Source organism: Pseudomonas alcaligenes (assembly GCF_041729615.1).
GTDB lineage: Bacteria > Pseudomonadota > Gammaproteobacteria > Pseudomonadales > Pseudomonadaceae > Aquipseudomonas > Aquipseudomonas alcaligenes_B.
Window position 1 is genome coordinate 1,706,962 of record NZ_CP154874.1, and the last position, 22,058, is coordinate 1,729,019.

Consider the following 22,058-nt stretch of genomic DNA (forward strand, 5'->3'; position numbering starts at 1 on the left):
CGCTTCGATCAAACCCATCGAACGGCTCAGTGCGCCCTGGGCACGGCGGTGATCCGCCAGTCGTCGCCGATGGCACGCATCTCGCGGATATCCAGCTCCTGCGCCTCGGCCATGCGCGCCAGCGGCCAATCCAGCAGCGGGCGGGCGCTGGAACCGAGGAACTTGGGCGCGACGAACAGCTGGTACTCGTCGACCAGATGGGCCCGGGCGAACGCGCCGGCCAGCTTGGGCCCGGCCTCCACCAGCACCTCGTTGGCGCCACGCGCGGCCAGCTCCAGCAGCAGCTTGCGCAGGTCGACGTGGCCATTGCTGCCGGGCACCGCCAACAGCTCGTGGCCATCTTCGAGGAAACGGTCGCGGGCGGCGGCCGCCGCACAGGTGGCGACCAGCGCCGGGCCGGCCTGGAAGAAGGGTGCGGTCAGCGGCACGCGCAGGCGCCCGTCGACCAGCACGCGCAGCGGCGGGCGGTCGAGAGCCAGGGCGGTCAGCTCGGCATTCAGGCCCAGCTCCTCGGCACGCACGGTCAGGCGAGCCTGATCGGTGAGCACGGTATCGGCGCCGGTGATGATCACACTGGCGCGGGCGCGCAGGCGCTGCACGGCGGCGCGCGCCTCGGGCCCGGTGATCCACTGGCTCTCGCCGTTGGCCATCGCCGTGCGGCCGTCCAGGCTCATGGCCAGCTTGACCCGCACGTAGGGCAGGCCCTGCTCCATGCGCTTGATGAAACCGGCATTCAGCGCCCTGGCCTCGGCCTCCAGCACGCCGCTGTGCACGGCGATGCCGGCGTGCATCAGGCGCAGCAGGCCCTTGCCGGAGACCTCGGGATTGGGGTCCTGCATGGCCGCCACCACCCGCGCCACGCCGGCCGCCACCAGCGCATCGGCGCACGGCGGGGTACGGCCGTGATGACTGCAGGGTTCCAGGGTTACGTAGGCGGTCGCGCCGCGCGCCTTGTCGCCGGCCTGGCGCAGCGCGTGCACCTCGGCATGCGGCTCGCCGGCCTTGGCGTGCCAGCCTTCACCGACGATCCTGCCGTCCTGCACGATGACGCAGCCGACCCGTGGATTGGGATGTGTGGAGTACAGCCCCTTGCGCGCCAGCTCGAGCGCGCGGGCCATGAACTGCTGGTCGACCGCGCTCATTCTTTCGACGGCTCGCGGGCCAGGCGCTCGATCTCCTCGCGGAACTCGTTGAGGTCCTGGAAGCGCCGATACACCGAGGCGAAGCGGATATAGGCGACCTCGTCGAGCTTCTGCAGCTCGGTCATCACCAGCTCGCCGAGCACCCGCGACTTGATCTCGCGCTCGCCGGTGGCGCGCAGGCGGTGCTTGATGTGGGCGATGGCCTCCTCCAGGCGCTCGACGCTCACCGGGCGCTTCTCCAGCGCGCGCTGCATGCCGGCGCGCAGTTTGTCCTCGTCGAACGGCTGGCGGCTGCCGTCGGACTTGATCAGGCGCGGCATCACCAGCTCGGCGGTCTCGAAGGTGGTGAAGCGCTCGCCGCAGGCCACGCATTCGCGGCGGCGGCGCACCTGTTCGCCCTCGGCGACCAGGCGGGAGTCGATGACCTTGGTGTCGTTGGCGGAGCAGAACGGACAGTGCATGAAGGAAGAGGCCCTACGGAACGGTGGCCCATGGTAGCGCATGGTCCCGGCAAGACAAGCCGCAGGCTTTGCGGTATACAGGCGCGCGTTTTTTGCGCTATTCCAGAATCATCTGCCGCATCGGATGCCGCCATGCCCCGCCGCCCCCTTCTCGCCTGCCTGTTCCTGCTGCTGGCCGCCTGCGCCGGCGAAGCGCCCAAGCCCGTGACAGCGCCCGCTCCGGCCAAACCCTCGGTGGCGATCAAGCCTGCCGCGCCCATCGAGCAGCCGCTGCCCGCCCATCTGCGCGAGCTGCGTGGTAGCCTGCTGACCCCGCCGGCCGGCAGCGACGTGGAGCTGGCACTGCTGGTGGTGGACGAGCGCGATCGCCCGCAGCGCCTGCTGGCCAGCCAGGCGCTGGCGGGCACCGGCAACGCCCTGCCCTTTCGCCTGCGCTTCGACCCGCAACAGTTTCCCGGTGGCGCGCGGATCGAGCTGCGCGCACGCATCAGCCAGTCCGGCCGCCTGATCCTGCGCCTGCCGCCGCAGCGGGTGCTGCAGGCCGACAGCCGCGACTTCGGCGCCCTGCCCCTGGTCAGCGCACCATGAACGCCCCCGCCGAACTGCAGAACGCCCTGCAACAGCTGCTCGGCGACGCCCGCCTGAGCGCCGAGACCCTGCCCGGCACCGACATCCGCCTGTGGCTGGTCGATCCGAGCAATATGGAGCGCAGCTTCAGCCCGGAGGAGACCCGACGCATCCTCGAGGAGCCGCCCTACTGGAGCTTCTGCTGGGCCAGCGGCCTGGCCCTGGCGCGCTGGCTGGCGGAGCGCCCCGAGTGGGTACGCGGCAAGCGCGTGCTGGACTTCGGCGCCGGCTCCGGCGTGGCGGCCATCGCCGCGGCCAAGGCCGGGGCGGCGGAAGTGGTGGCCTGCGACCTCGACCCGCTGGCCATTGCCTCCTGCCGCGCCAACGCCGCGCTGAACGGCGTCGAGCTGAGCTACTCGCTGGACTTCTTCGCCGAGGAAGACCGCTTCGACCTGATCATCGTCGCCGACGTGCTCTACGACCGCGCCAACCTGCCGCTGCTGGATGCCTTCCTAACGCGCGGCCGGGAGGCGCTGGTGGCCGACTCGCGGGTCAAGGATTTCCAGCACCCGCGCTACACCCGCCTCGGCCTGCTGGAGGCCTGCACCTGGCCGGACCTGGCCGAGCCGGCGGAATTCCGTAATGTCAGCCTGTACCACGCCAAGCGCGCCTGATCCGGGCTACTTGTATCCGTGGCGCCTTGCCCGCATTTATAGTTCCAGCCTTTCGCCTCTCCGAGAACAGCCATGAGCGATACCCCCTACATCTTCGACGTCTCCGGTGCCGCCAATTTCGAGCAGCTGGTGATCCAGAACTCCTTCCACAAGCCGGTGCTGGTCGACTTCTGGGCCGAGTGGTGCGCGCCGTGCAAGGCGCTGATGCCGCTGCTGGCGAAGATCACCGAGGAGTTCCGCGGCGAACTGCTGCTGGCCAAGGTCGACTGCGACGCCGAGCAGGACATCGTCATGCGCTTCGGCATCCGCAGCCTGCCGACCGTGGTGCTGTTCAAGGACGGCCAGCCGGTCGACGGTTTCGCCGGCGCCCAGCCGGAGTCGGCCATCCGCGAAATGCTCAAGCCGCATGTGGCGGAGCCGGCGCCGCTGGCCGCCGATCCGCTGGAGACGGCCCAGGCGCTGTTCGCCGAGGAGCGCTTCGGCGAGGCCGAGGCCCTGCTCAAGCAGGTGCTGACCGAGAACAACGAGAACGGCGCGGCGCTGATCCTCTACGCCCGCTGCCTGGCCGAACGCGGCGAGCTGGGCGAAGCCGAGGCGGTGCTGAACGCGGTCAAGGGCGACGAGCACAAGCAGGCCCTGGCCGCGGCCCGCGCCCAGCTGACCTTCCTGCGCCAGGCCGCCAGCCTGCCGGATGGCGCCGAGCTGAAGAGCCGTCTGGCGCAGAACCCGGACGACGACGAGGCCAGCTACCAGCTGGCGGTGCAGCAGCTGGCGCGCCAGCAGTACGAGGCGGCGCTGGACGGCCTGCTCAAGCTGTTCGTACGCAACCGCAGCTTCCAGGAAGGTCTGCCGCACAAGACCCTGCTGCAGGTGTTCGACCTGCTCGGCAACGACCACCCGCTGGTCACCCTGTACCGCCGCAAGCTGTACCAGGCGATCTACTGATGGCGCCCTTCCGCCTACTGCTGCGGGTGCGCTACGGCGAGTGCGACGCCCAGCAGGTGGTGTTCAAAGCCCGCTACGGCGACTACGTGGACGTGGCGGCCACCGAGTTCTACCGCGCCGTGTTCGGCAGCTACCAGGCTCTGCTGGAGCAGGGCCTGGACAGCCAGGTGGTGCGCATGGTCACCGACTGGAGCGCGCCGGCGCGCTTCGACGACGTGCTGCAGCTGGAGGTGCGCAGCCTGCGCCTGGGTAACAGCTCGTTCAGCCTGGAAGTGGACATCCGCCGCCAAGCCGACCAGGCCGCCATCGCCCGCGCCGAGGTCACCTATGTGATGGTCGATGCCCGGGCCTTCACCAAGGTCGCCATCCCCGAGGCCATCCGCGCCCAGCTGGAGCGCGGCGCACCGGGTGTGACGATCAATCAGGCCGGCTAGCCGATCCAGCGATACAGCGGCGCCGCCTCGGCGCTTTCCACCTGCACCTGCGGGCAATGACGCAGGCGCACCAGCAGGCGCTTGCCGGCCGCCTCGCCACCGGCCAGGGCGGCCAGTTCGCCGAGCAGTTGCGGCCCCTCCAGGCTGCCGGCGCGCTGCAGCAGTTCCTGCGCCTGGTGCCACAGGTCGTCGGCCGGACTAACACTGCGCACCGCGCCGGGTGGCGCTTCCAGCGGCAAATGCGCCGCCAGCCGAGCCCAGTCCTCGGCATCCATCTCCAGCGTCAGGTCCACCGGCCAGTCGCCGACCCGCCCCTTGATTCGCAGCATCTTCACTCTCCCGAACAGCAGGCCGCCATGCTGCCATGCGCGCCGAGACTGGCCAATCGCCACGGACAAATGTTACAACATAACCTAACAATCCATCACCGGAGTTCGCCCCATGCGCCGCATCCTGCTCGCCCTGCCTCTCGCCCTGCTGCCGCTGACCATCGCCCAGGCCGCCAGCCACGAGCACGATCATGCCCATGAGGAGCACGGCAGCCTGGGCAAGCATGAGCATGGCGTGGCCAGCCTCAATGTGGCGCTGGATGGCCAGACCCTGGAGATCCAGCTGCAGAGCCCGGCCATGAACCTGGTCGGTTTCGAGCACGAGGCCAAGAGCGACGCCGACAAGGCCAAGGTCACCGCCGCACGCCAGCACCTGGAGCAACCGCAGGCGCTGTTCGCCCTGCCGGCCGAGGCCCAGTGCGCAGTGCAGGAAAACGAGCTGAAAAGCCCGCTGTTCGCCGAGCATGAGCATGAGCATGAGCATGAGCATGAGCATGAGCATGAGCATGAGCATCATGACCACGGCGACGAGCCCGGCCATAGTGATATCGAGGCCAGCTACCGCTTCGTCTGCGCCAATGCCGGGGCATTGCAGACCCTGGAGCTGGGCAGCTTCTTCGGCACCTTCCCGGCCACCGAGAAACTGGACGTACAGCTGATCGGCCCGAGCGGCCAGCAGGGCGCCGAGCTGACCCCGAGCAATTCGCGCCTGAGCTTCTGAAACACGCCGGCGCATCCTGCGGGTGCGCCGGCGCTCTCCTTGCCTTTAAGCTGTCGCCTTCTCCGACTCGCGGATCGCCCATGTCCGACGCACTGATCGAACTCACCGACCTAGGCTTCGCCTGGCCCGGCCAGGCCGAGCTGCTGGATATCCCCGCCTTCACCCTGCGCCGCGGCGAGAGCCTGTTCCTCAAAGGCCCCAGCGGCAGCGGCAAGACCACCCTGCTCGGCCTGCTCGGCGGCGTGCAGAAGCCTGGCCGAGGCAACCTCAAGCTGCTCGGCCAGGAGCTGGCGCAGATGTCTTCCGGCGCCCGCGACCGCTTCCGCGTCGACCACACCGGCTACATCTTCCAGCAGTTCAACCTGCTGCCGTTCCTCTCGGTGCGCGAGAACGTCGAGCTGCCCTGCCGCTTCTCCAAGAGCCGCGCCCGCCGCGCCAGCGAGCGCCACGGCAGCGTCGACAATGCCGCCGCTCAACTGCTGCAGCACCTGGGTCTGAAGGCCGAGCTGCTGGAGCGCCGCGCCGATTCCTTGTCGATCGGTCAGCAGCAGCGGGTCGCCGCCGCCCGCGCGCTGATCGGCCAGCCGGAGCTGGTGATCGCCGACGAACCGACCTCGGCGCTGGATCACGACGCCCGCGAGGCCTTCCTCCAGTTGCTGTTCACCGAGTGCCGCGCAGCGGGCGCCAGCCTGCTGTTCGTCAGCCACGACCAGAGCCTGGCGCCACTGTTCGATCGCAGTGTCTCGCTGGCCGAGCTGAACCGCGCCAGCAAACCGGCGGAGGTCTGACATGCATTTATTACGCATCGCCCTGGCCAGCCTGGCCAACCGCCGCTTCACCGCCCTGCTTACGGTGTTCGCCATCGCCCTCTCGGTGTGCCTGCTGCTGGCCGTCGAGCGCGTGCGCACCGAGGCGCGCGCCAGTTTTGCCAGCACCATCAGCGGCACCGACCTGATCGTCGGCGCGCGCTCGGGCAGCGTTAACCTGCTGCTGTACTCGGTGTTCCGCATCGGCAACGCCACCAACAACATTCGCTGGGACAGCTTCGAGACCCTGGCCAGACACCCGCAAGTGAAGTGGGCCATCCCGCTGTCGCTGGGCGACTCGCACCGCGGCTACCGGGTGCTGGGCACCGACACCGGCTACTTCGAGCATTACCGCTACGGCCGCGGCCAGCCTCTGCAGCTGGCCCAGGGCAAGCCCTTCGCCGACCTGTTCGAGGTGGTGCTCGGCGCCGAAGTGGCCGAGGCACTGAAGTACAAGTTGGGAGACCAGATCGTCCTGGCCCACGGCGTGGCCACCGTCAGCCTGACCCAGCACGACGACAAGCCGTTCCGTGTGGTCGGCATCCTCGCTCGCACCGGCACGCCGGTCGACCGCACCCTGCACATCTCGCTGGCCGGCATGGAGGCGCTGCACGTCGACTGGCAGAACGGCATGCCGGCACGCGGCGCGGCCAGGGTCAGCGCCGAGCAGGCGCGCGAGATGCACCTGCAACCCAAGGCCATCACCGCCGTGCTGCTCGGCCTGAAGAGCAAGGTCGCCACTTTCACCGTGCAGCGCCAGGTCAACGAGTACCGCGGCGAGCCGCTGCTGGCGATCCTCCCCGGCGTGGCCCTGCAGGAGCTGTGGAGCCTGATGGGCACGGCGGAGAAGGCGCTGTTCGTGGTCTCGCTGTTCGTCGTGCTGACCGGCCTGATCGGCATGCTCACGGCCATCCTCACCAGCCTCAACGAACGCCGCCGCGAGATGGCCATCCTGCGCTCGGTCGGCGCGCGCCCCTGGCATATCGCCGGGCTGCTGGTGCTGGAGGCGCTGGTGCTGGCCCTGGCCGGCGCGGCGCTGGGCCTGGCCCTGCTGTACGGCGGCATCGCCGCCAGCCAGGGCTGGGTGCAGGCGCAGTACGGCCTGTATCTGCCGCTGGCATTGCCCAGCGCCTATGAGTGGAGCCTGCTCGGCGCTATTCTGGGCGCCGCCCTGCTGATGGGGGGCGTGCCGGCCTGGCGCGCCTATCGGCAGTCGCTGGCCGACGGCCTGTCCATTCGCCTGTGAGGTTGTCCATGCGTCATCTGCTGTTCGCCCTGCTGTTCTGTACCACTTCGCTCTGGGCCGCGGAGCCGCGCGAGCTGACCTGGAGCGAACTGGTCCCGCCAGACGCACCGCCGCAACCGGCGCAGCAGATGCCGATGCACGATCTCACCCAGCTGGCCGACGCCCTGGCCGCCGAGAGCGGCCCGGCGGCCAGGCAGCAATCGCCGGCCGCACCGGTGGTCAAGGCCCTGGACGGCCAACAGATCAGGCTGCCCGGCTACATAGTGCCGCTGGACGTGACCGAGGAAGGCCGGGTAACCGAGTTCCTCTTCGTGCCCTACTTCGGCGCCTGCATCCACGTGCCGCCGCCACCGTCCAACCAGATCGTGCATGTCACCAGCGAACTGGGCGTGCTGATGGACGCGCTGTACCAGCCTTTCTGGATCGAGGGGCCGCTGCGCACCGAGCAGGTCAGCAGCGAACTGGCCGAGGCCGGCTACCGCATGGCCGCGGAAAAGATCTATCCCTACGAGATGTAGTGCGACAGGCCGCCGCACCCCGGGGTGCGCGGCCATTGAGCCAGGTCAAGTGATCGCCCGCGGGGCTCCTTAGGATGAACGTCAGCCAACACACATTGCTGACTCCCCCGGAGCCCCCAAGATGAAGAAGACCCTGCTCGCCACATCCCTGATCGCCCTCGCCCTGGCCACCCCGCTGGCCCAGGCCCACAAGGCCGGTGACATCATCGTCCGTGCCGGCGCCGCCACCGTCGACCCGCACGAAGACAGCAGCGACATCTGGGTCGGCGCCCTCGGCACCGATGTGGCCGGCACCAAGGCCACCCTGGACAGCGACACCCAGCTGGGCCTGAACTTCGCCTACATGGTCACCGACCACGTCGGCATCGAACTGCTGGCCGCTACCCCGTTCAGCCACAACGTCGGCGTCAAGGGCATGCCCGGTCCGTTCGCCGGCCTCAACGGCAAGCTCGGCGAGCTCAAGCACCTGCCGCCGACCCTGAGCGTGGTGTACTACCCGCTGGACGCCGGCTCGGCCTTCCAGCCCTATGTCGGCGCCGGCATCAACTACACCTGGTTCTTCGACACCGAGCTGACCGGCGAGGCCGAGGAAAAGGGCTTCAGCGGCCTGGATCTGGACGACTCCTGGGGCCTGGCCGCCCAGGTGGGCATGGACTACATGCTGACCGACAACGTCATGCTCAACGCCCAGGTGCGCTACATCGACATCGACACCCAGGGCAGCACCAGCTTCGGCGGCCGCGAAGTCGAGGTGGACGTGGACGTCGATCCCTTCGTCTACATGGTCGGCCTGGGCTACAAGTTCTAAGCCGCCCGGCAACCCTCGAGGGCCCGCACCGCGCCACGCGGTGCGGGCCTTTTTGCTGCCCGAGGCACGACCGCGCGGGCACAAAAAAGCCCCGCACTGGCGGGGCTTTTTCATGGCGCTGGCGATCAGCCGTTGAACACGTCATCCACCGACTTCAGCGGGTAGTGCTTGGGATAGGGCAGGGTCGCCACGCCGCTCTCGATCGCGGCCTTGGCCACGGCATCGGCGACCACGGTGATCAGGCGCGCGTCCATCGGCTTGGGAATGATGTACTCGCGGCCGAAGCTCAGCTCGATACCGCCATAGGCCTCGCAGACTTCCTTGGGCACCGGCAGCTTGGCCAGCTCGCGCAGGGCGTTGGCGGCGGCGATCTTCATTTCCTCGTTGATGCGGGTGGCGCGCACGTCCAGGGCACCGCGGAAGATGAAGGGGAAGCCGAGCACGTTGTTGACCTGGTTCGGGTAGTCCGAGCGGCCGGTGGCCATGATCACGTCCGGGCGCGCCTCACGGGCCAGCTCCGGCTTGATCTCCGGGTCCGGGTTGGAGCAGGCGAAGACGATCGGGTTCGGCGCCATGCGCTTGAGGTCTTCCTGGCTCAGCAGGTTGGCACCGGACAGGCCGACGAACACGTCGGCGCCGTCGAGGGCGTCGGACAGGCTGCGCTTGTCGGTGGCGTGGGCGAACACCGCCTTGTACTGGTTGAGGTCGTCGCGGCCGGCGTGGATCACGCCCTTGCGATCGAGCATGAAGATGTTCTCGACCTGGGCCCCCATGCTCACCAGCAGCTTCATGCAGGAGATGGCAGCGGCGCCGGCGCCGAGGCAGACGATCTTGGCTTCGGCCAGGGTCTTGCCGGCGATTTCCAGGGCGTTGAGCATGCCGGCGGCGGTGACGATGGCAGTGCCGTGCTGGTCATCGTGGAACACCGGGATATCGCACTGCTCGATCAGCGCGCGCTCGATCTCGAAGCACTCGGGCGCCTTGATGTCTTCCAGGTTGATGCCGCCGAAGGTGATGGAGATGCGCTTGACGGTGTCGATGAAGGCCTGCGGGCTCTCGGAGTCGACCTCGATGTCGAACACGTCGATGCCGGCGAAGCGCTTGAACAGCACGCCCTTGCCTTCCATCACCGGTTTGGAGGCCAGCGGGCCGAGGTTGCCCAGGCCGAGGATCGCGGTGCCGTCGGAAATCACTGCCACCAGGTTGCCCTTGCCGGTGTAGCGGTACGCCAGCTCGGCGTCACGGGCAATCTCGCGTACCGGCTCGGCCACGCCCGGGCTGTAGGCCAGGGACAGGTCACGGGCGGTGGCGGTGGGCTTGGTCAGTTCGACGCTGAGCTTTCCCGGACGGGGCTGAGCGTGATACTCGAGAGCGGCAGTTTTCAGATCGGACATTTCGGCTATTTCCGCTTTGCTGTGAAAGGCAGGCGAGCGAGCATACGCAAGAAGGCCAGGCCCCACAAGGCCGGGGCTCGCAGCGACTCAGCGAACCACTTTGAGCCAATCGCCAGGAAGTGGCTGACCGGTCGGATACAGACCATTTAGCAGACGCAAGCGCTTGAGCCGGTCACCCTCGCCCTCCATCTGCCGGCTCAGCTCCTCCAGGCTCTGCCCGCGCTGGAACTGCACCAGAGCCAGGCGCCGCGGCTCGCCCAGGCGGCGCTCGTCCGCCTGCAGCGGGCGGAAGCTGCGCACGATGTCCATGAAGCGATCGTCGGCGCTTTCCAGCGAAGCGCGGCCCTTGACCGCACCGACGAACTGGAAGGCGTCGCGCCCGCGCATCACCACCGCCACGCGCTTGGCGCCATTGCCGGGCAGCACGCCGGTGGTCACCTCCAGGCCGTGCTGGCGGAAGCTCTGCTCGCCGCTCAGGCCGCGGCCGCCGGTGCGCTGGCGGATGAACTCCTGGGCACTGGTCGCGTCCTTGAGCCCCTGCATGCTCATGACCATGAAGGCCTGCTGGTCCGGGCTGTGCAGGATCAGCGCGTCGGGCCGGTTGATCAGCTCCCAGTCCTGCGGCAGGCCCAGGGTGAAATCCAGGCCGACATGGTAGAAGCGCTGGCCACGGCGCACGCCGGCCTCGGCCGAGTCGCCGAAGGGCATGCCCGCGATCATCCGCAGATAGGTTTCGCGCCCCACCTCGCCCTGGCCGGTGGCCAGCGGGGTGGCGGCGGCCACCACCTGGCGCAGGCGGGTGTCGTTGTCCGGGTGGGTGTCGAACAGGCCGTGGTAGCCGGCCGGCGCCACTTCCTGGCCCTTGGCCAGGGCCTCGTCACGGGCGAAGTCCTCCTGGTTCTTCAGCACCTTGACCACCTCGATCATCGCCTGCGGGTCGTAGCCGCTGCGCGCCAGGTACTGGGCGCCGAAGCCGTCGGCCTCCAGTTCCATGTCGCGGCCGTAGCCGCGCACGAAGGCGTTGCCCAGGGTGCTGGCGAGGTCGCCGGCGGCGCCCACCCCGGTGCCGATGGCCACGGCCTGGCCGAGGATGTTCCAGGCGGTGGACTGGCTCTGCTGGCGCACGCTGTGGCGTGCGGTGACGTGGCCGACCTCGTGACCGAGCACGGCGGCCAGCTCCGCCTCGGAGCCGAGGTAGGCCATCAGCCCGCGGTGGATATAGATGTGCCCGCCGGGAATGGCGAAGGCATTGATGTCCGGGCTGTCGATCACCGTGAAGCGGTAGTCCAGGTTGCTGCGGTGGCCGTGCCGGGCGACCCGCTCGCCGACCCGCTGCACATAGGCCTGCAGCTTCTCGTCGGCGTAGCGCGGGTACTGCTTGGCGATCTCCTGGGCATAGCTGCGACCCAGGTCGATCTCCTGCTGCTCGCTCATCATCACGAAGTCGGTCTTGCCGGTGGCCGGGTTGACGGCACAGCCGAGCAATTGCAGGAGCAGGGGCAACAGCAGCAACAGACGCAGTTTCATGGCAGCACCTCGAGCATCGCCGCATGGCTCAGCGGCAGCATCCAGCGGGCCTGCCCCGGTTGTACGCCGCCGCGCCGGGAGCGGTCAATCACCCAGCCGCGCGCCTCCACCTGGCGTCCGACCAGGGTCTGCAGGGCCTCGACATCGAAGTGGCGCAGCAGCTTCGGCTCGACGCGCAGTACCAGCGGTCCGTCCAGCTCGATCCACAGGCCGCCGCGATTGCGCTGCACCTGGTCCACGCGCCCGCGCACCAGGGCGAAACCGCCGCCACGCAGATCGAAGGCGCTGAGCACCTGCCGCCCCTGCCAGAGGCCGAGGCGCTGCTGGCGCGCGGCCTGCTCGGCGCTGCGCTGGCAGTCCTCCAGCCCATTCGCCGGCTCGAAGGCCACCCGGTAGCCGAGGCCCTCGGCCAGCAGCTGCGCTTCCAGATTGTGGCCGGCGCGGTCGTAGGCATGCGCCAGGGTGCGCCCGTAGTGATCGCGCGGCTTGGCGCCCAGGCGCAGGCCGACGCGGCCGTCGTTGGCCGCCACCAGCGCCTGCAGGCGCCGCTGCGCCGCCTCGGCGAAAGGCTCGGCCGGACGTCCGTCGCGCGCCCGCTCCGGCGCGTTGACGCCGATCAGGCGCACGCTGCGGCCATCGGCCAGGCGCAGGGTGTCGCCATCCACCACCTTGGCCACGCGCTGTTGCGGCAGGTCCGCGCGCAGCGGGCAGAAGGCCTGGGCCGGCAGGGCCAGGCAGGCAGAAACGAAAAAGGCGCCCACCAGGGACGCCTTTTTCAGCAACGTGGTCTGCACCACCATTCGGCTTACTTGCTGCCGAACACGCCGAAACGCTGCTTGAAGCGATCGATACGGCCGCCGGTGTCCAGGACCTTCTGCTTGCCGGTGTAGAACGGGTGGCACTCGGAGCACACGTCCAGGCTCAGCGGCTTGCACAGGGTGGAACGGGTCTTGATGACGTTGCCACAGCTGCAGGTAGCGGTGACTTCTTCGTACTGCGGATGGATATCGGCTTTCATCGCTTTTTCCTCGGTTGGGTGTGCCGCCACCCGGCTCGCTGCCGAGTACCGCACGGAAATAGGCCGCGCACTATACCAGACCGCCATTCGCGCGCAAGCCGCCGGCACGCCGTGGCGACGTGCGGCCGTGCTAGCATCGCCGCCTCGAATTCCGGAGTTCGCCGTGCCCGACACCATCCTGCGCCTCGCCCTGCCCTCGCCGCTGCGCCGCCTGTTCGACTACCTGGCGCCGCATGGGGTGCCGCGCACCGCGCTGCAGCCGGGGGTACGGCTGCGCGTGCCGTTCGGCCGCCGCGAGGTGGTAGGCGTGCTGGTGGAGGTGGCGCAGCACAGCGAGGTGCCGGCGGACAAGCTCAAGCCGGCCCTGCAGCTGCTCGACCGCACGCCGCCACTGCCGGCGCCGCTGTTCAAGCTGTGCCTGTGGACGGCGCAGTACTACCAGCACAGCCTCGGCGACACCCTCAGCTGGGCCCTGCCGGTGCTGCTGCGCCAGGGCGAGCCGGCCGAGGCGCGCCAGGAGCGCTACTGGCATGCCGTGGAAGGCGCCAGCGCCGACGATCCGCGCCTGGCCCGCGCGCCGCGCCAGCGCGAGGCCCTGCGCGCCCTGGCGCAGCACCAGCACGGCGTGCCGCACGCCTTGCTGAGCAAGCTGCAGCTGAACAAGGACAGCCTCGACCTGCTGCTGGACAAGGGCCTGGTGCGCGTCGAGGTACGCCGCAGCGCGCCGCTCACCCGCCATGGCGGCTGGCTGGCGCAGCCGGAGCTGCCGCTCAACCCCGAGCAGCGCGCCGCCTTCCACGCCGTGCAGGCCGGCATGGGCGGTTTCGGCGCCTACCTGCTGTACGGCGTCACCGGCAGCGGCAAGACCGAGGTCTACCTGCAGCTGATCCGCCACTGCCTGGAAGCCGGCAAGCAGGCCCTGGTGCTGATCCCCGAGATCAACCTGGGGCCGCAGACGGTGGAACGCTTCGCCCGCCGCTTCAATGCGCGCATCGCCCTGCTGCACTCCGGCGTGGGCGACCGCGAGCGCCTGGATGCCTGGCTGGCAGCGCGCGACGGCGAGGCCGACATCGTCATCGGCACCCGTTCCGCACTGTTCACCCCGCTGAAGAACCCCGGGCTGATCGTGGTCGACGAGGAACACGACGCCTCCTATAAACAGCAGGAAGGCCTGCGCTACCACGCCCGCGACCTGGCCCTGGTGCGCGCGCGCCAGGAGAACCTGCCGATCGTGCTGGGCTCGGCCACCCCCTCGCTGGAGAGCCTGCACAACGCCCACGCCGGCCGCTACGCCCTGCTCAAGCTCGGCCAGCGCGCCGGCAACGCCAAGCCACCGCGCTTCCTGCGCCTGGACGTGAAGAGCCTGCCGCTCGACGCCGGCATCTCGCGCCCGCTGCAGCAGGCCATCGGCCAGACCCTGGAGGCCGGCCAGCAGGTGCTGGTGTTCCTCAACCGCCGCGGCTTCGCCCCCACCCTGCTGTGCCACGACTGCGGCTGGATCAGCCAGTGCCCGCGCTGCGACGCGCGCATGACCCTGCACCAGCGCCACCACGAGCTGCGCTGCCACCACTGCGGCCATGTCGAGCGCACGCCACACAACTGCCCGGACTGCCAGAAGGTCGACCTGCGCCCGGTCGGCGCCGGCACCGAGCGCGCCGAGGAGCGCCTGGGCATCCTCTTCCCGCAGTTCCCGGTGCTGCGCATCGACCGCGACAGCACGGCGCGCAAGGGCGCCATGGACAAGCTGTTCGCCACCATCAACCAGGGCGAGCCGTGCATCCTGGTCGGCACCCAGATGCTCGCCAAGGGCCACCACTTCCCGCGCGTGACCCTGGTCGCCATCCTCGACGCCGACGGCGGCCTGTTCTCCGCCGACTTCCGCGCCAGCGAGCGCATGGCCCAGCTGATCGTCCAGGTCGCCGGGCGCGCCGGGCGTGCCGAGGAGCCGGGCAAGGTGATCATCCAGAGCCACCTGGCCGACCATCCGCTGCTGGTCCAGCTCACCGAGCAAGGCTTCCCGGCCTTCGCCGAGCAGGCCCTGAGCGAGCGCCGCGGTGCCGGCCTGCCGCCTTTCGCCCACCTCGCCCTGCTGCGCGGCGAGGCGCACAAGCCGGGCCAGGCCGAGGCCTTCCTCGACGACGCCTGCACCTATGCCGAGCAGCTGTGTGCGGAGCTCAAGCTGAGCGGCATCGAGCTGCTCGGCCCGGTGCCGGCGCCGATGGAGCGCCGCGCCGGGCGTTTCCGCGCCCAGCTGCTGCTGCAGTGCGCCAGCCGCGCGCCGCTGCACAGGCTGCTGGCGCACTGGCTGCCGATTCTCGAAGCCATGCCGGCCGGCCGCGCGGTGCGCTGGTCGCTGGATGTCGACCCCATCGACCTGTTCTGAGCGCCCTGCGACACGGCGAAAACGGCGACTCGCGCCGTCGGCGAGCCCCGCAACCTCGCCCGGTTTTCCCCAGCTGGCGAGACCGCCTGCGGGCTGCCGGCCGTCAAAGCTTGAAGCTGCGCCCCTCGGGCGCCGATAATGCATAGTTTTCGACCAGCCGCGGCCGACCGAGCAGACCATGAAAGACAGCATTCGCCACCTGATCCAGCAAGCCCTGACCCGCCTCACCGCCGAGGGCGTGCTGCCCGCGGACCTGAGCCCGGCCATCCAGGTGGAGAACACCAAGGACCGGAGCAACGGCGACTTCGCCAGCAACATCGCCATGATGCTGGCCAAGCCGGCCGGCATGAAGCCGCGCGACCTGGCCGAGAAGCTGGTTGCCGCCCTGCCGGCCGACGCCGGCATCGCCAAGGTGGAAATCGCCGGCCCCGGCTTCCTCAACTTCTTCCAGAACAGCGACGCCCTGGCCCAGCGCCTGGAAGCGGCGCTGGCCGACGCCAGCCTCGGCGTGCGCAAGAACGGTCCGGCGCAGCGCGTGGTGGTCGACCTGTCGGCGCCCAACCTGGCCAAGGAGATGCACGTCGGCCACCTGCGCTCGACCATCATCGGCGACGGCGTGGCGCGGGTGCTGGAGTTCCTCGGCGATACCGTGATCCGCCAGAACCACGTCGGCGACTGGGGCACCCAGTTCGGCATGCTGCTGGCCTACATGCAGGAGCAGCCGGTCGGCAGCGACGCCGAGCTGGCCGACCTGGAGTCCTTCTACCGCGCGGCGAAGAAGCGCTTCGACGAGTCCGCCGAGTTCGCCGACCGCGCCCGCGAGCTGGTGGTCCAGCTGCAGGCCGGCGACGCCGAGTGCCTGCGCCTGTGGAACCGCTTCAACGACATTTCCCTGAGCCACTGCCAGGCCATCTACGACCGCCTCGGCGTCAAGCTGTCGATGGCCGACGTCAAGGGCGAGAGCGCCTACAACGACGACCTGCCCCAGGTCATCGCCGACCTCGCCGCCAAGGGCCTGCTCACCGAGGACAACGGCGCCCAGTGCGTGTTCATGGACGAGTTCAGGAACGCCGAGGGCAACCCGCTGCCACTGATCGTGCAGAAGGCCGGCGGCGGCTACCTGTACGCCACCACCGACCTGGCCGCTACCCGCTACCGCGCCAATGTGCTCAAGGCCGAGCGTGCCCTGTACTTCGTCGACCAGCGCCAGGCCCTGCACTTCCAGATGGTCTTCGCCTGCGCGCGCCTGGCCGGTTTCGTGCCGGCCGACATGGCGCTGGAGCACATGGGCTTCGGCACCATGAACGGCCCGGACGGCAAGCCGTTCAAGACCCGCGACGGCGGCACGGTGAAGCTGGTCGAGCTGCTCGACGAGGCCGAGCAGCGCGCCTACGCCCTGGTCAAGGAGAAGAACCCGGAGCTCTCCGAAGACGAGCTGCGCCACATCGCCCGCGTGGTCGGCATCGCCTCGGTGAAGTACGCCGACCTGTCCAAGCACCGCACCAGCGACTACCGCTTCAACTTCGAGCTGATGCTCAGCTTCGAGGGCAACACCGCGCCCTACCTGCTGTACGCCTACACCCGCGTGGCCAGCGTGCTGCGCAAGCTGGGCAAGGAAGTGGCCGAGATCGGCGGGCGCATTCGCATCGAGGCGCCGCAGGAGCAGGCCCTGGCCGGCAAGCTGGCGCAGTTCGCCGACACCCTGGGCAACGTCGCCGGCAAGGGCGAGCCGCACCTGCTTTGCGCCTACCTGTACGACCTGGCCGGCCTGTTCTCCAGCTTCTACGAGAACTGCCCGATCCTCGCCGCCGAGGACCAAGCCACCCAGCAGAGCCGCCTGCGCCTGGCCGCGCTGACCGGCCGCACCCTCAAGCAGGGCCTGGAGCTGCTCGGCCTGCAGACCCTGGAGCGCATGTAAGTGGCGGCAGCGAAGAAGAAGCCCGCGCCCAAGCGCGGCGCCAGCCGCTACCAGGCGCCGGCGAAGAAGCCGGTGCCGGGCTGGGTATGGCTGGCCTGCGGCGCCGCCGTCGGCGCCTTCTTCATGTTCCTGTTCAGCCTGGAGCCGGGCCGCGACGAGGTGAAGCGCAGCAAGCCCGAGGAGCAGAAGCGAGCAGCCGCGCAGCAGCAGAAGCCGCCGGTGGCAACGGAGCCGGCCAAGCCCAAGTACGACTTCTATACCCTGCTGCCGGAGTCCGAGGTCATAGTGCCGCCGGATGCCCTGCCGCCGGCCGACGCACCCAAGCCGCCGGAGCAGAAGCCGGTGACGCCCGAGGAGGCCGCCAAGATCGACGCCGCCCGCGCCGAGGCCGCGCTCAACGGCCAGACCCCGCCACCGCCGCCGGTGGTGGTGGCCAAGGCGCCGGTCACCACCCAGTTCTTCCTCCAGGCCGGCTCGTTCCGCAAGCGCGAGGATGCCGACAAGGTGCGCGCGCAGATCCTCCTGCTCGGCCAGAACGTGCAGGTGGAGTCGGGCAAGGTGCGCGAGGAGAACTGGTTCCGCGTGCTGGTCGGCCCCTACGCCAGCCGCGAGCAGCTGGCCACCGCGCAGAAGCAGCTGGCCGCCAGCGGCTTCAGCAACTTGCTGTTACAGCAGCGCCAGTCCCGCTGATCCGCGATTTGTGACCGCCCGGTTGAAAAGCCGGGCGGGCCACCCCATCTGAGTCTCCATTCGGGCACTTCTGCCCCGCTGCGTGGAGATCCACCCCTTGACCACCATCGTTTCAGTCCGCCGCAACGGCAAAGTCGTCATGGGCGGCGACGGCCAGGTTTCCCTCGGCAACACCGTGATGAAAGGCAACGCCAAGAAGGTCCGCCGCCTCTATCACGGCCAGGTGCTGGCCGGCTTCGCCGGTGCCACCGCCGACGCCTTCACCCTGTTCGAGCGCTTCGAGGGCCAGCTGGAAAAACACCAGGGCCACCTGGTGCGCGCCGCCGTCGAGCTGGCCAAGGACTGGCGCACCGACCGTTCGCTGAGCCGCCTGGAAGCCATGCTGGCAGTGGCCAATAAGGACGCCTCCTTGATCATCACCGGCAACGGCGACGTGGTCGAACCCGAGCACGGCCTGATCGCCATGGGCTCCGGCGGCGGCTTCGCCCAGGCCGCGGCCATGGCCCTGTTGCAGAAGACCGAGCTGTCCGCCCGCGAAATCACCGAGACCGCGTTGAACATTGCCGGCTCCATCTGTGTCTTCACTAACCAGAATCTGACCATCGAGGAAGAAGACTGCGCCGAATGAGCGCGGCTTCCGGAGCCACATTTATGTCCATGACGCCCCGCGAGATCGTTTCCGAGCTCAACCGCCACATCATCGGCCAGGACGACGCCAAGCGCGCCGTGGCCATCGCCCTGCGCAACCGCTGGCGGCGCATGCAGCTGCCGGCCGAGCTGCGCCAGGAAGTGACGCCGAAGAACATCCTGATGATCGGTCCCACCGGCGTCGGCAAGACCGAGATCGCCCGGCGCCTGGCCAAGCTGGCCAACGCACCCTTCCTCAAGGTCGAGGCGACCAAGTTCACCGAGGTCGGCTATGTCGGCCGCGACGTCGAGTCGATCATCCGTGACCTGGCCGACGCCGCGCTCAAGCTGCTGCGCGAGCAGGAAGTGCAGAAGATGCGCCATCGCGCCGAGGACGCCGCCGAGGAGCGCATCCTCGACGCCCTGCTGCCGCCGGCCCGCGTCGGCTTCAACGAAGACCCGCAGCCGACCCAGGACTCCAACACCCGCCAGCTGTTCCGCAAGCGCCTGCGCGAGGGCCAGCTGGACGACAAGGAGATCGACATCGAGGTCGCCGAGGCGCCGCTGGGCGTGGAAATCATGACCCCGCCGGGCATGGAGGAGATGACCAGCCAGCTGCAGAACCTGTTCTCCGGCCTGAGCAAGGGCAAGAAGAAGAGCCGCAAGCTCAAGGTCAAGGACGCCCTCAAGCTGATCCGCGACGAGGAAGCCGCGCGCCTGGTCAACGAGGAGGAACTCAAGGCCCGCGCCCTGGAGGCGGTGGAGCAGCACGGCATCGTCTTCATCGACGAGATCGACAAGGTCGCCAAGCGCGCCAATGTCGGCGGCGCCGACGTCTCCCGCGAGGGCGTGCAGCGCGACCTGCTGCCGCTGATCGAGGGCTGCACGGTCAACACCAAGCTGGGCATGGTCAAGACCGACCACATCCTGTTCATCGCCTCTGGTGCCTTCCACCTGGCCAAGCCCAGCGACCTGGTGCCCGAGCTGCAGGGCCGCCTGCCGATCCGCGTCGAACTCAAGGCCCTGTCGCCGCAGGACTTCGAGCGCATCCTCAGCGAGCCGCACGCCTCGCTCACCGAGCAGTACCGCGAGCTGCTCAAGACCGAGGGGTTGGACATCGAGTTCGCCGCGGACGGCATCAAGCGCCTGGCCGAGATCGCCTGGCAGGTCAACGAGAAGACCGAGAACATCGGCGCCCGCCGCCTGCACACCCTGCTCGAACGCCTGCTGGAGGAAGTCTCCTTCAGCGCCGGCGACCTGGCCGGGCAGCAGAACGGCACGCCGATCCGCATCGACGCCGCCTACGTCAACGGCCACCTCGGCGAGCTGGCGCAGGACGAAGACCTGTCGCGCTACATTCTGTAAACACAGCCCCGCGGCCCAGAGCGCATCCGGGCCGCCCAGCCTCTGGAAACGAGCATGCCCACGCCCAGCGCGATCAAACTGCACAAGGCCTCCAGAACCCTGGAGCTGCGCTACGGCGAGCAGAGCTACAGCCTCAGCGCCGAGTTCCTGCGCGTGCACTCGCCCTCGGCCGAGGTGCAGGGGCACGGCAGGCCGATCCTGCAGCACGGCAAGCTGAAGGTGGCGCTCGAGCGCATCGAGCCGGCCGGCAACTATGCACTGAAACTGTGCTTCGACGACGGCCACGACAGCGGCCTGTACACCTGGGACTACCTCTACCAGCTCGCCACCCGCCAGGATGAGCTGTGGGCCGACTACCTGGCCCAGCTGGCCGCCGCCGGCAAGTCGCGCGACCCAGACGAATCGGTCGTTCGCCTGATGCTCTAGGGCATCTTCCCAATAGCCTCGCAGCAGGCTCTAGCTTGAGCCTCGCGCAATATTCCCTTCATACCTAGGGCGCATTTTCTAATCGCCCTCGGCATACTCCCGCGCGCCGTTCAATCAGCATTCGCGAACTTGCGCAAAAGAGGAAACTCGGGTAACCAAGGAACTGGCAGGTTCCGTGCATTTGCCCTCGGCAAATGCGAAGAAAGCGCGGAGTTCGCTCCGCACCCGGTAAACCCGAGCAGTACCAGCCCTTCGCCCTGTGCCCTTTCACAGCTGCAGTTGGTATTCGTCTCAGGACAATGGAGCGTCGTAGATGACCCAGAAGAATAATGAAGACCTGCATCGCCAAGCCTCGGAGAACACCCTGGGTTTGAACCCGGTGATCGGCTTGCGCGGCAAGGATCTACTCACCTCTGCCCGGATGGTGCTGGCCCAGGCCATCAAGCAACCTTTCCACAGCGCCAAGCATGTCACCCACTTCGCCCTCGAGCTGAAGAACGTCCTGCTTGGCCAGTCGGAGTTGTCACCGGAAGACGGCGACCGCCGCTTCGCCGACCCGGCCTGGAGCCAGAACCCCCTGTACCGCCGCTACCTGCAGACCTACCTGGCCTGGCGCAAGGAACTGCACGACTGGATCGAGGACAGCAACCTCTCCGAGCAGGACACCAGCCGCGGCCACTTCGTCATCAACCTGATGACCGAGGCCATGGCACCGACCAACAGCATGGCCAACCCGGCGGCGGTCAAGCGCTTCTTCGAGACCGGCGGCAAGAGCCTGCTCGACGGCCTCTCGCACCTGGCCAAGGACATCGTCAACAACGGCGGCATGCCCAGCCAGGTGAAGATGGACGCCTTCGAGGTCGGCAAGAACCTGGCCACCAGCGAAGGCGCGGTGATCTTCCGCAACGACCTGCTGGAGCTGATCCAGTACAAGCCGACCACCGAGCAGGTGCACGAGCGCCCGTTGCTGGTGGTGCCGCCGCAGATCAACAAGTTCTACGTGTTCGACCTGTCGCCGGAGAAGAGCGTGGCGCGCTTCCTCCTGCGCAACCATGTGCAGACCTTCGTGGTGAGCTGGCGCAACCCGACCAAGGCGCAGCGCGAGTGGGGCCTGTCGACCTACATCGAGGCGCTCAAGGAAGCGGTCGACGTGGTCACCGAAATCACCGGCAGCAAGGACGTCAACATCCTCGGCGCCTGCTCCGGCGGCATCACCATCTCCTCGCTGCTCGGCCACTACGCGGCCATCGGCGAGAAGAAGGTCAACTCCATGACCCTGCTGGTCAGCGTGCTCGACACCAAGCTGGACACCCAGGTCGCCCTGTTCGCCGACGAGAAGACCCTGGAGGCCGCCAAGCGCCGCTCCTACCAGTCCGGCGTGCTGGAGGGCAAGGACATGGCCAAGGTGTTCGCCTGGATGCGCCCCAACGACCTGATCTGGAACTACTGGGTCAACAACTACCTGCTGGGCAACGAGCCGCCGGTGTTCGACATCCTCTACTGGAACAACGACACCACGCGCCTGCCGGCCGCCTTCCACGGCGACCTGATCGAGCTGTTCAAGACCAACCCGCTGACCCGGCCCAACGCCCTGGAAGTCTGCGGCACGCCGATCGACCTCAAGCAGGTCACCTGCGACATCTACTGCGTGGCCGGCACCACCGACCACATCACCCCCTGGGAAGCCTGCTACAAGTCCTCGCTGCTGTTCGGCGGCAAGGTCGAGTTCGTGCTGTCCAACAGCGGCCACATCCAGAGCATCCTCAACCCGCCGGGCAACCCCAAGGCACGCTTCGTCACTAACAGCGAGCCGGCGGCGAGCGCCCGCGAATGGCAGGAGAAGGCCACCAAGCACGCCGATTCCTGGTGGCTGCACTGGCAGCAGTGGCTGGGCGAGCGCTCCGGCAAGCTGAAGAAGGCTCCGGCCAGCCTGGGCAGCAAGAGCCACGCCCCGGGCGAGGCCGCACCGGGAACCTATGTCCACGAACGCTGATGACAACAGCGCTACCGACAATGCTGCACCTTGCGCAGTACTGCCCGCGGCACCCGGATGTGCCGC

The 22,058-nt window shown here is 68.6% G+C and carries 23 protein-coding genes; 16 read left to right on the forward strand and 7 right to left on the reverse strand.

Annotation, left to right across the window (positions count from 1 at the left end; translation table 11 throughout):
* Window positions 1-26: 26 nt before the first annotated feature.
* The gene (gene ribD / locus AAG092_RS08270; RefSeq protein WP_373389300.1) at window positions 27-1,142 is read right to left on the reverse strand and encodes a bifunctional diaminohydroxyphosphoribosylaminopyrimidine deaminase/5-amino-6-(5-phosphoribosylamino)uracil reductase RibD; all 1,116 of its coding nucleotides are present in this window, start codon (window positions 1,140-1,142) and stop codon (window positions 27-29) included.
* Window positions 1,139-1,603: a transcriptional regulator NrdR gene (nrdR, locus tag AAG092_RS08275; protein ID WP_021700999.1), complete on the reverse strand. Its 465-nt coding sequence runs from the start codon at window positions 1,601-1,603 to the stop codon at window positions 1,139-1,141. The genes ribD and nrdR overlap by 4 nt, the downstream gene beginning before the upstream one ends.
* A 132-nt stretch (window positions 1,604-1,735) precedes the next feature.
* Between nrdR and AAG092_RS08280 the strand changes: the two genes are divergently transcribed.
* The 4 genes from AAG092_RS08280 (at window position 1,736) to AAG092_RS08295 (ending at window position 4,223) form a co-directional block, all read left to right on the forward strand.
* Window positions 1,736-2,191 carry a YbaY family lipoprotein gene (locus AAG092_RS08280; RefSeq protein WP_373389302.1) on the forward strand — a complete coding sequence of 152 codons (456 nt, stop codon included), beginning with the start codon at window positions 1,736-1,738 and terminating at the stop codon, window positions 2,189-2,191.
* The gene (locus AAG092_RS08285; protein ID WP_373389303.1) at window positions 2,188-2,844 is read left to right on the forward strand and encodes a methyltransferase; all 657 of its coding nucleotides are present in this window, start codon (window positions 2,188-2,190) and stop codon (window positions 2,842-2,844) included. The genes AAG092_RS08280 and AAG092_RS08285 overlap by 4 nt, the downstream gene beginning before the upstream one ends.
* A gap of 72 nt (window positions 2,845-2,916) precedes the next feature.
* The gene (gene trxA, locus AAG092_RS08290; RefSeq protein ID WP_373389304.1) at window positions 2,917-3,789 is read left to right on the forward strand and encodes a thioredoxin; all 873 of its coding nucleotides are present in this window, start codon (window positions 2,917-2,919) and stop codon (window positions 3,787-3,789) included.
* On the forward strand, window positions 3,789-4,223 hold the full coding sequence (locus tag AAG092_RS08295; RefSeq protein ID WP_373389305.1) for an acyl-CoA thioesterase: 435 nt from the start codon (window positions 3,789-3,791) through the stop codon (window positions 4,221-4,223). The genes trxA and AAG092_RS08295 overlap by 1 nt, the downstream gene beginning before the upstream one ends.
* On the opposite strand, the gene AAG092_RS08300 is transcribed toward AAG092_RS08295, so the two are convergent.
* Complete coding sequence (locus tag AAG092_RS08300; RefSeq protein WP_373389306.1) at window positions 4,220-4,552, reverse strand: hypothetical protein; 333 nt, start codon at window positions 4,550-4,552, stop codon at window positions 4,220-4,222. The genes AAG092_RS08295 and AAG092_RS08300 overlap by 4 nt on opposite strands.
* A 112-nt stretch (window positions 4,553-4,664) precedes the next feature.
* Here AAG092_RS08300 and AAG092_RS08305 point away from each other — a divergent pair, with 112 nt between their 5' ends.
* The 5 genes from AAG092_RS08305 (at window position 4,665) to AAG092_RS08325 (ending at window position 8,651) form a co-directional block, all read left to right on the forward strand.
* Window positions 4,665-5,273, forward strand: coding sequence for a DUF2796 domain-containing protein (locus AAG092_RS08305; RefSeq protein WP_373389307.1), 609 nt, complete (start codon window positions 4,665-4,667; stop codon window positions 5,271-5,273).
* An 80-nt stretch (window positions 5,274-5,353) separates the two neighbouring features.
* Window positions 5,354-6,061 (forward strand): ABC transporter ATP-binding protein, encoded by a 708-nt coding sequence (locus AAG092_RS08310; RefSeq protein WP_373389308.1) that lies wholly within the window; start codon window positions 5,354-5,356, stop codon window positions 6,059-6,061.
* Between the two features lies 1 nt (window position 6,062).
* The gene (locus tag AAG092_RS08315) at window positions 6,063-7,325 is read left to right on the forward strand and encodes an ABC transporter permease (RefSeq protein WP_373389309.1); all 1,263 of its coding nucleotides are present in this window, start codon (window positions 6,063-6,065) and stop codon (window positions 7,323-7,325) included.
* A gap of 8 nt (window positions 7,326-7,333) precedes the next feature.
* Entirely contained in the window at window positions 7,334-7,843 is a 510-nt protein-coding gene (locus AAG092_RS08320) for a DUF3299 domain-containing protein (protein ID WP_110683456.1), read from the forward strand.
* Window positions 7,844-7,964: 121 nt separating this feature from the next.
* Window positions 7,965-8,651, forward strand: coding sequence for an OmpW family protein (locus AAG092_RS08325; protein ID WP_373389311.1), 687 nt, complete (start codon window positions 7,965-7,967; stop codon window positions 8,649-8,651).
* A gap of 125 nt (window positions 8,652-8,776) precedes the next feature.
* Here AAG092_RS08325 and AAG092_RS08330 read toward each other — a convergent pair whose 3' ends face one another.
* From AAG092_RS08330 to rpmE, 4 genes are all read right to left on the reverse strand, one after another.
* Window positions 8,777-10,045 (reverse strand): malic enzyme-like NAD(P)-binding protein, encoded by a 1,269-nt coding sequence (locus tag AAG092_RS08330; RefSeq protein ID WP_110683454.1) that lies wholly within the window; start codon window positions 10,043-10,045, stop codon window positions 8,777-8,779.
* Between the two features lie 87 nt (window positions 10,046-10,132).
* A complete protein-coding gene (locus AAG092_RS08335; RefSeq protein WP_373389312.1) occupies window positions 10,133-11,572 on the reverse strand; it encodes a M48 family metalloprotease in 1,440 nt (479 codons plus the stop codon).
* On the reverse strand, window positions 11,569-12,372 hold the full coding sequence (locus AAG092_RS08340; RefSeq protein WP_373389313.1) for a thermonuclease family protein: 804 nt from the start codon (window positions 12,370-12,372) through the stop codon (window positions 11,569-11,571). Before AAG092_RS08340 ends, AAG092_RS08335 begins: the two co-directional genes overlap by 4 nt.
* Window positions 12,373-12,377: 5 nt before the next feature.
* A complete protein-coding gene (gene rpmE / locus AAG092_RS08345) occupies window positions 12,378-12,590 on the reverse strand; it encodes a 50S ribosomal protein L31 (protein WP_110683452.1) in 213 nt (70 codons plus the stop codon).
* Window positions 12,591-12,753: 163 nt separating this feature from the next.
* Between rpmE and AAG092_RS08350 the strand changes: the two genes are divergently transcribed.
* The 7 genes from AAG092_RS08350 to phaC all read left to right on the forward strand — a co-directional run bounded on the left by AAG092_RS08350 (window position 12,754) and on the right by phaC (window position 21,992).
* A complete protein-coding gene (locus tag AAG092_RS08350) occupies window positions 12,754-14,973 on the forward strand; it encodes a primosomal protein N' (protein ID WP_373389314.1) in 2,220 nt (739 codons plus the stop codon).
* A 178-nt stretch (window positions 14,974-15,151) separates the two neighbouring features.
* Window positions 15,152-16,891 (forward strand): arginine--tRNA ligase, encoded by a 1,740-nt coding sequence (gene argS / locus AAG092_RS08355; RefSeq protein ID WP_373389315.1) that lies wholly within the window; start codon window positions 15,152-15,154, stop codon window positions 16,889-16,891.
* Window positions 16,892-17,581 (forward strand): SPOR domain-containing protein, encoded by a 690-nt coding sequence (locus AAG092_RS08360; protein ID WP_373389316.1) that lies wholly within the window; start codon window positions 16,892-16,894, stop codon window positions 17,579-17,581.
* A 97-nt stretch (window positions 17,582-17,678) separates the two neighbouring features.
* A complete protein-coding gene (hslV, locus tag AAG092_RS08365; protein ID WP_068824557.1) occupies window positions 17,679-18,209 on the forward strand; it encodes an ATP-dependent protease subunit HslV in 531 nt (176 codons plus the stop codon).
* Window positions 18,210-18,232: 23 nt separating this feature from the next.
* Complete coding sequence (gene hslU / locus AAG092_RS08370; protein WP_110683447.1) at window positions 18,233-19,573, forward strand: HslU--HslV peptidase ATPase subunit; 1,341 nt, start codon at window positions 18,233-18,235, stop codon at window positions 19,571-19,573.
* Window positions 19,574-19,627: 54 nt separating this feature from the next.
* On the forward strand, window positions 19,628-19,999 hold the full coding sequence (locus AAG092_RS08375; protein WP_373389317.1) for a gamma-butyrobetaine hydroxylase-like domain-containing protein: 372 nt from the start codon (window positions 19,628-19,630) through the stop codon (window positions 19,997-19,999).
* 313 nt (window positions 20,000-20,312) lie between these two features.
* Window positions 20,313-21,992 (forward strand): class II poly(R)-hydroxyalkanoic acid synthase, encoded by a 1,680-nt coding sequence (gene phaC / locus AAG092_RS08380; RefSeq protein WP_110683445.1) that lies wholly within the window; start codon window positions 20,313-20,315, stop codon window positions 21,990-21,992.
* Window positions 21,993-22,058 lie beyond the last annotated feature (66 nt).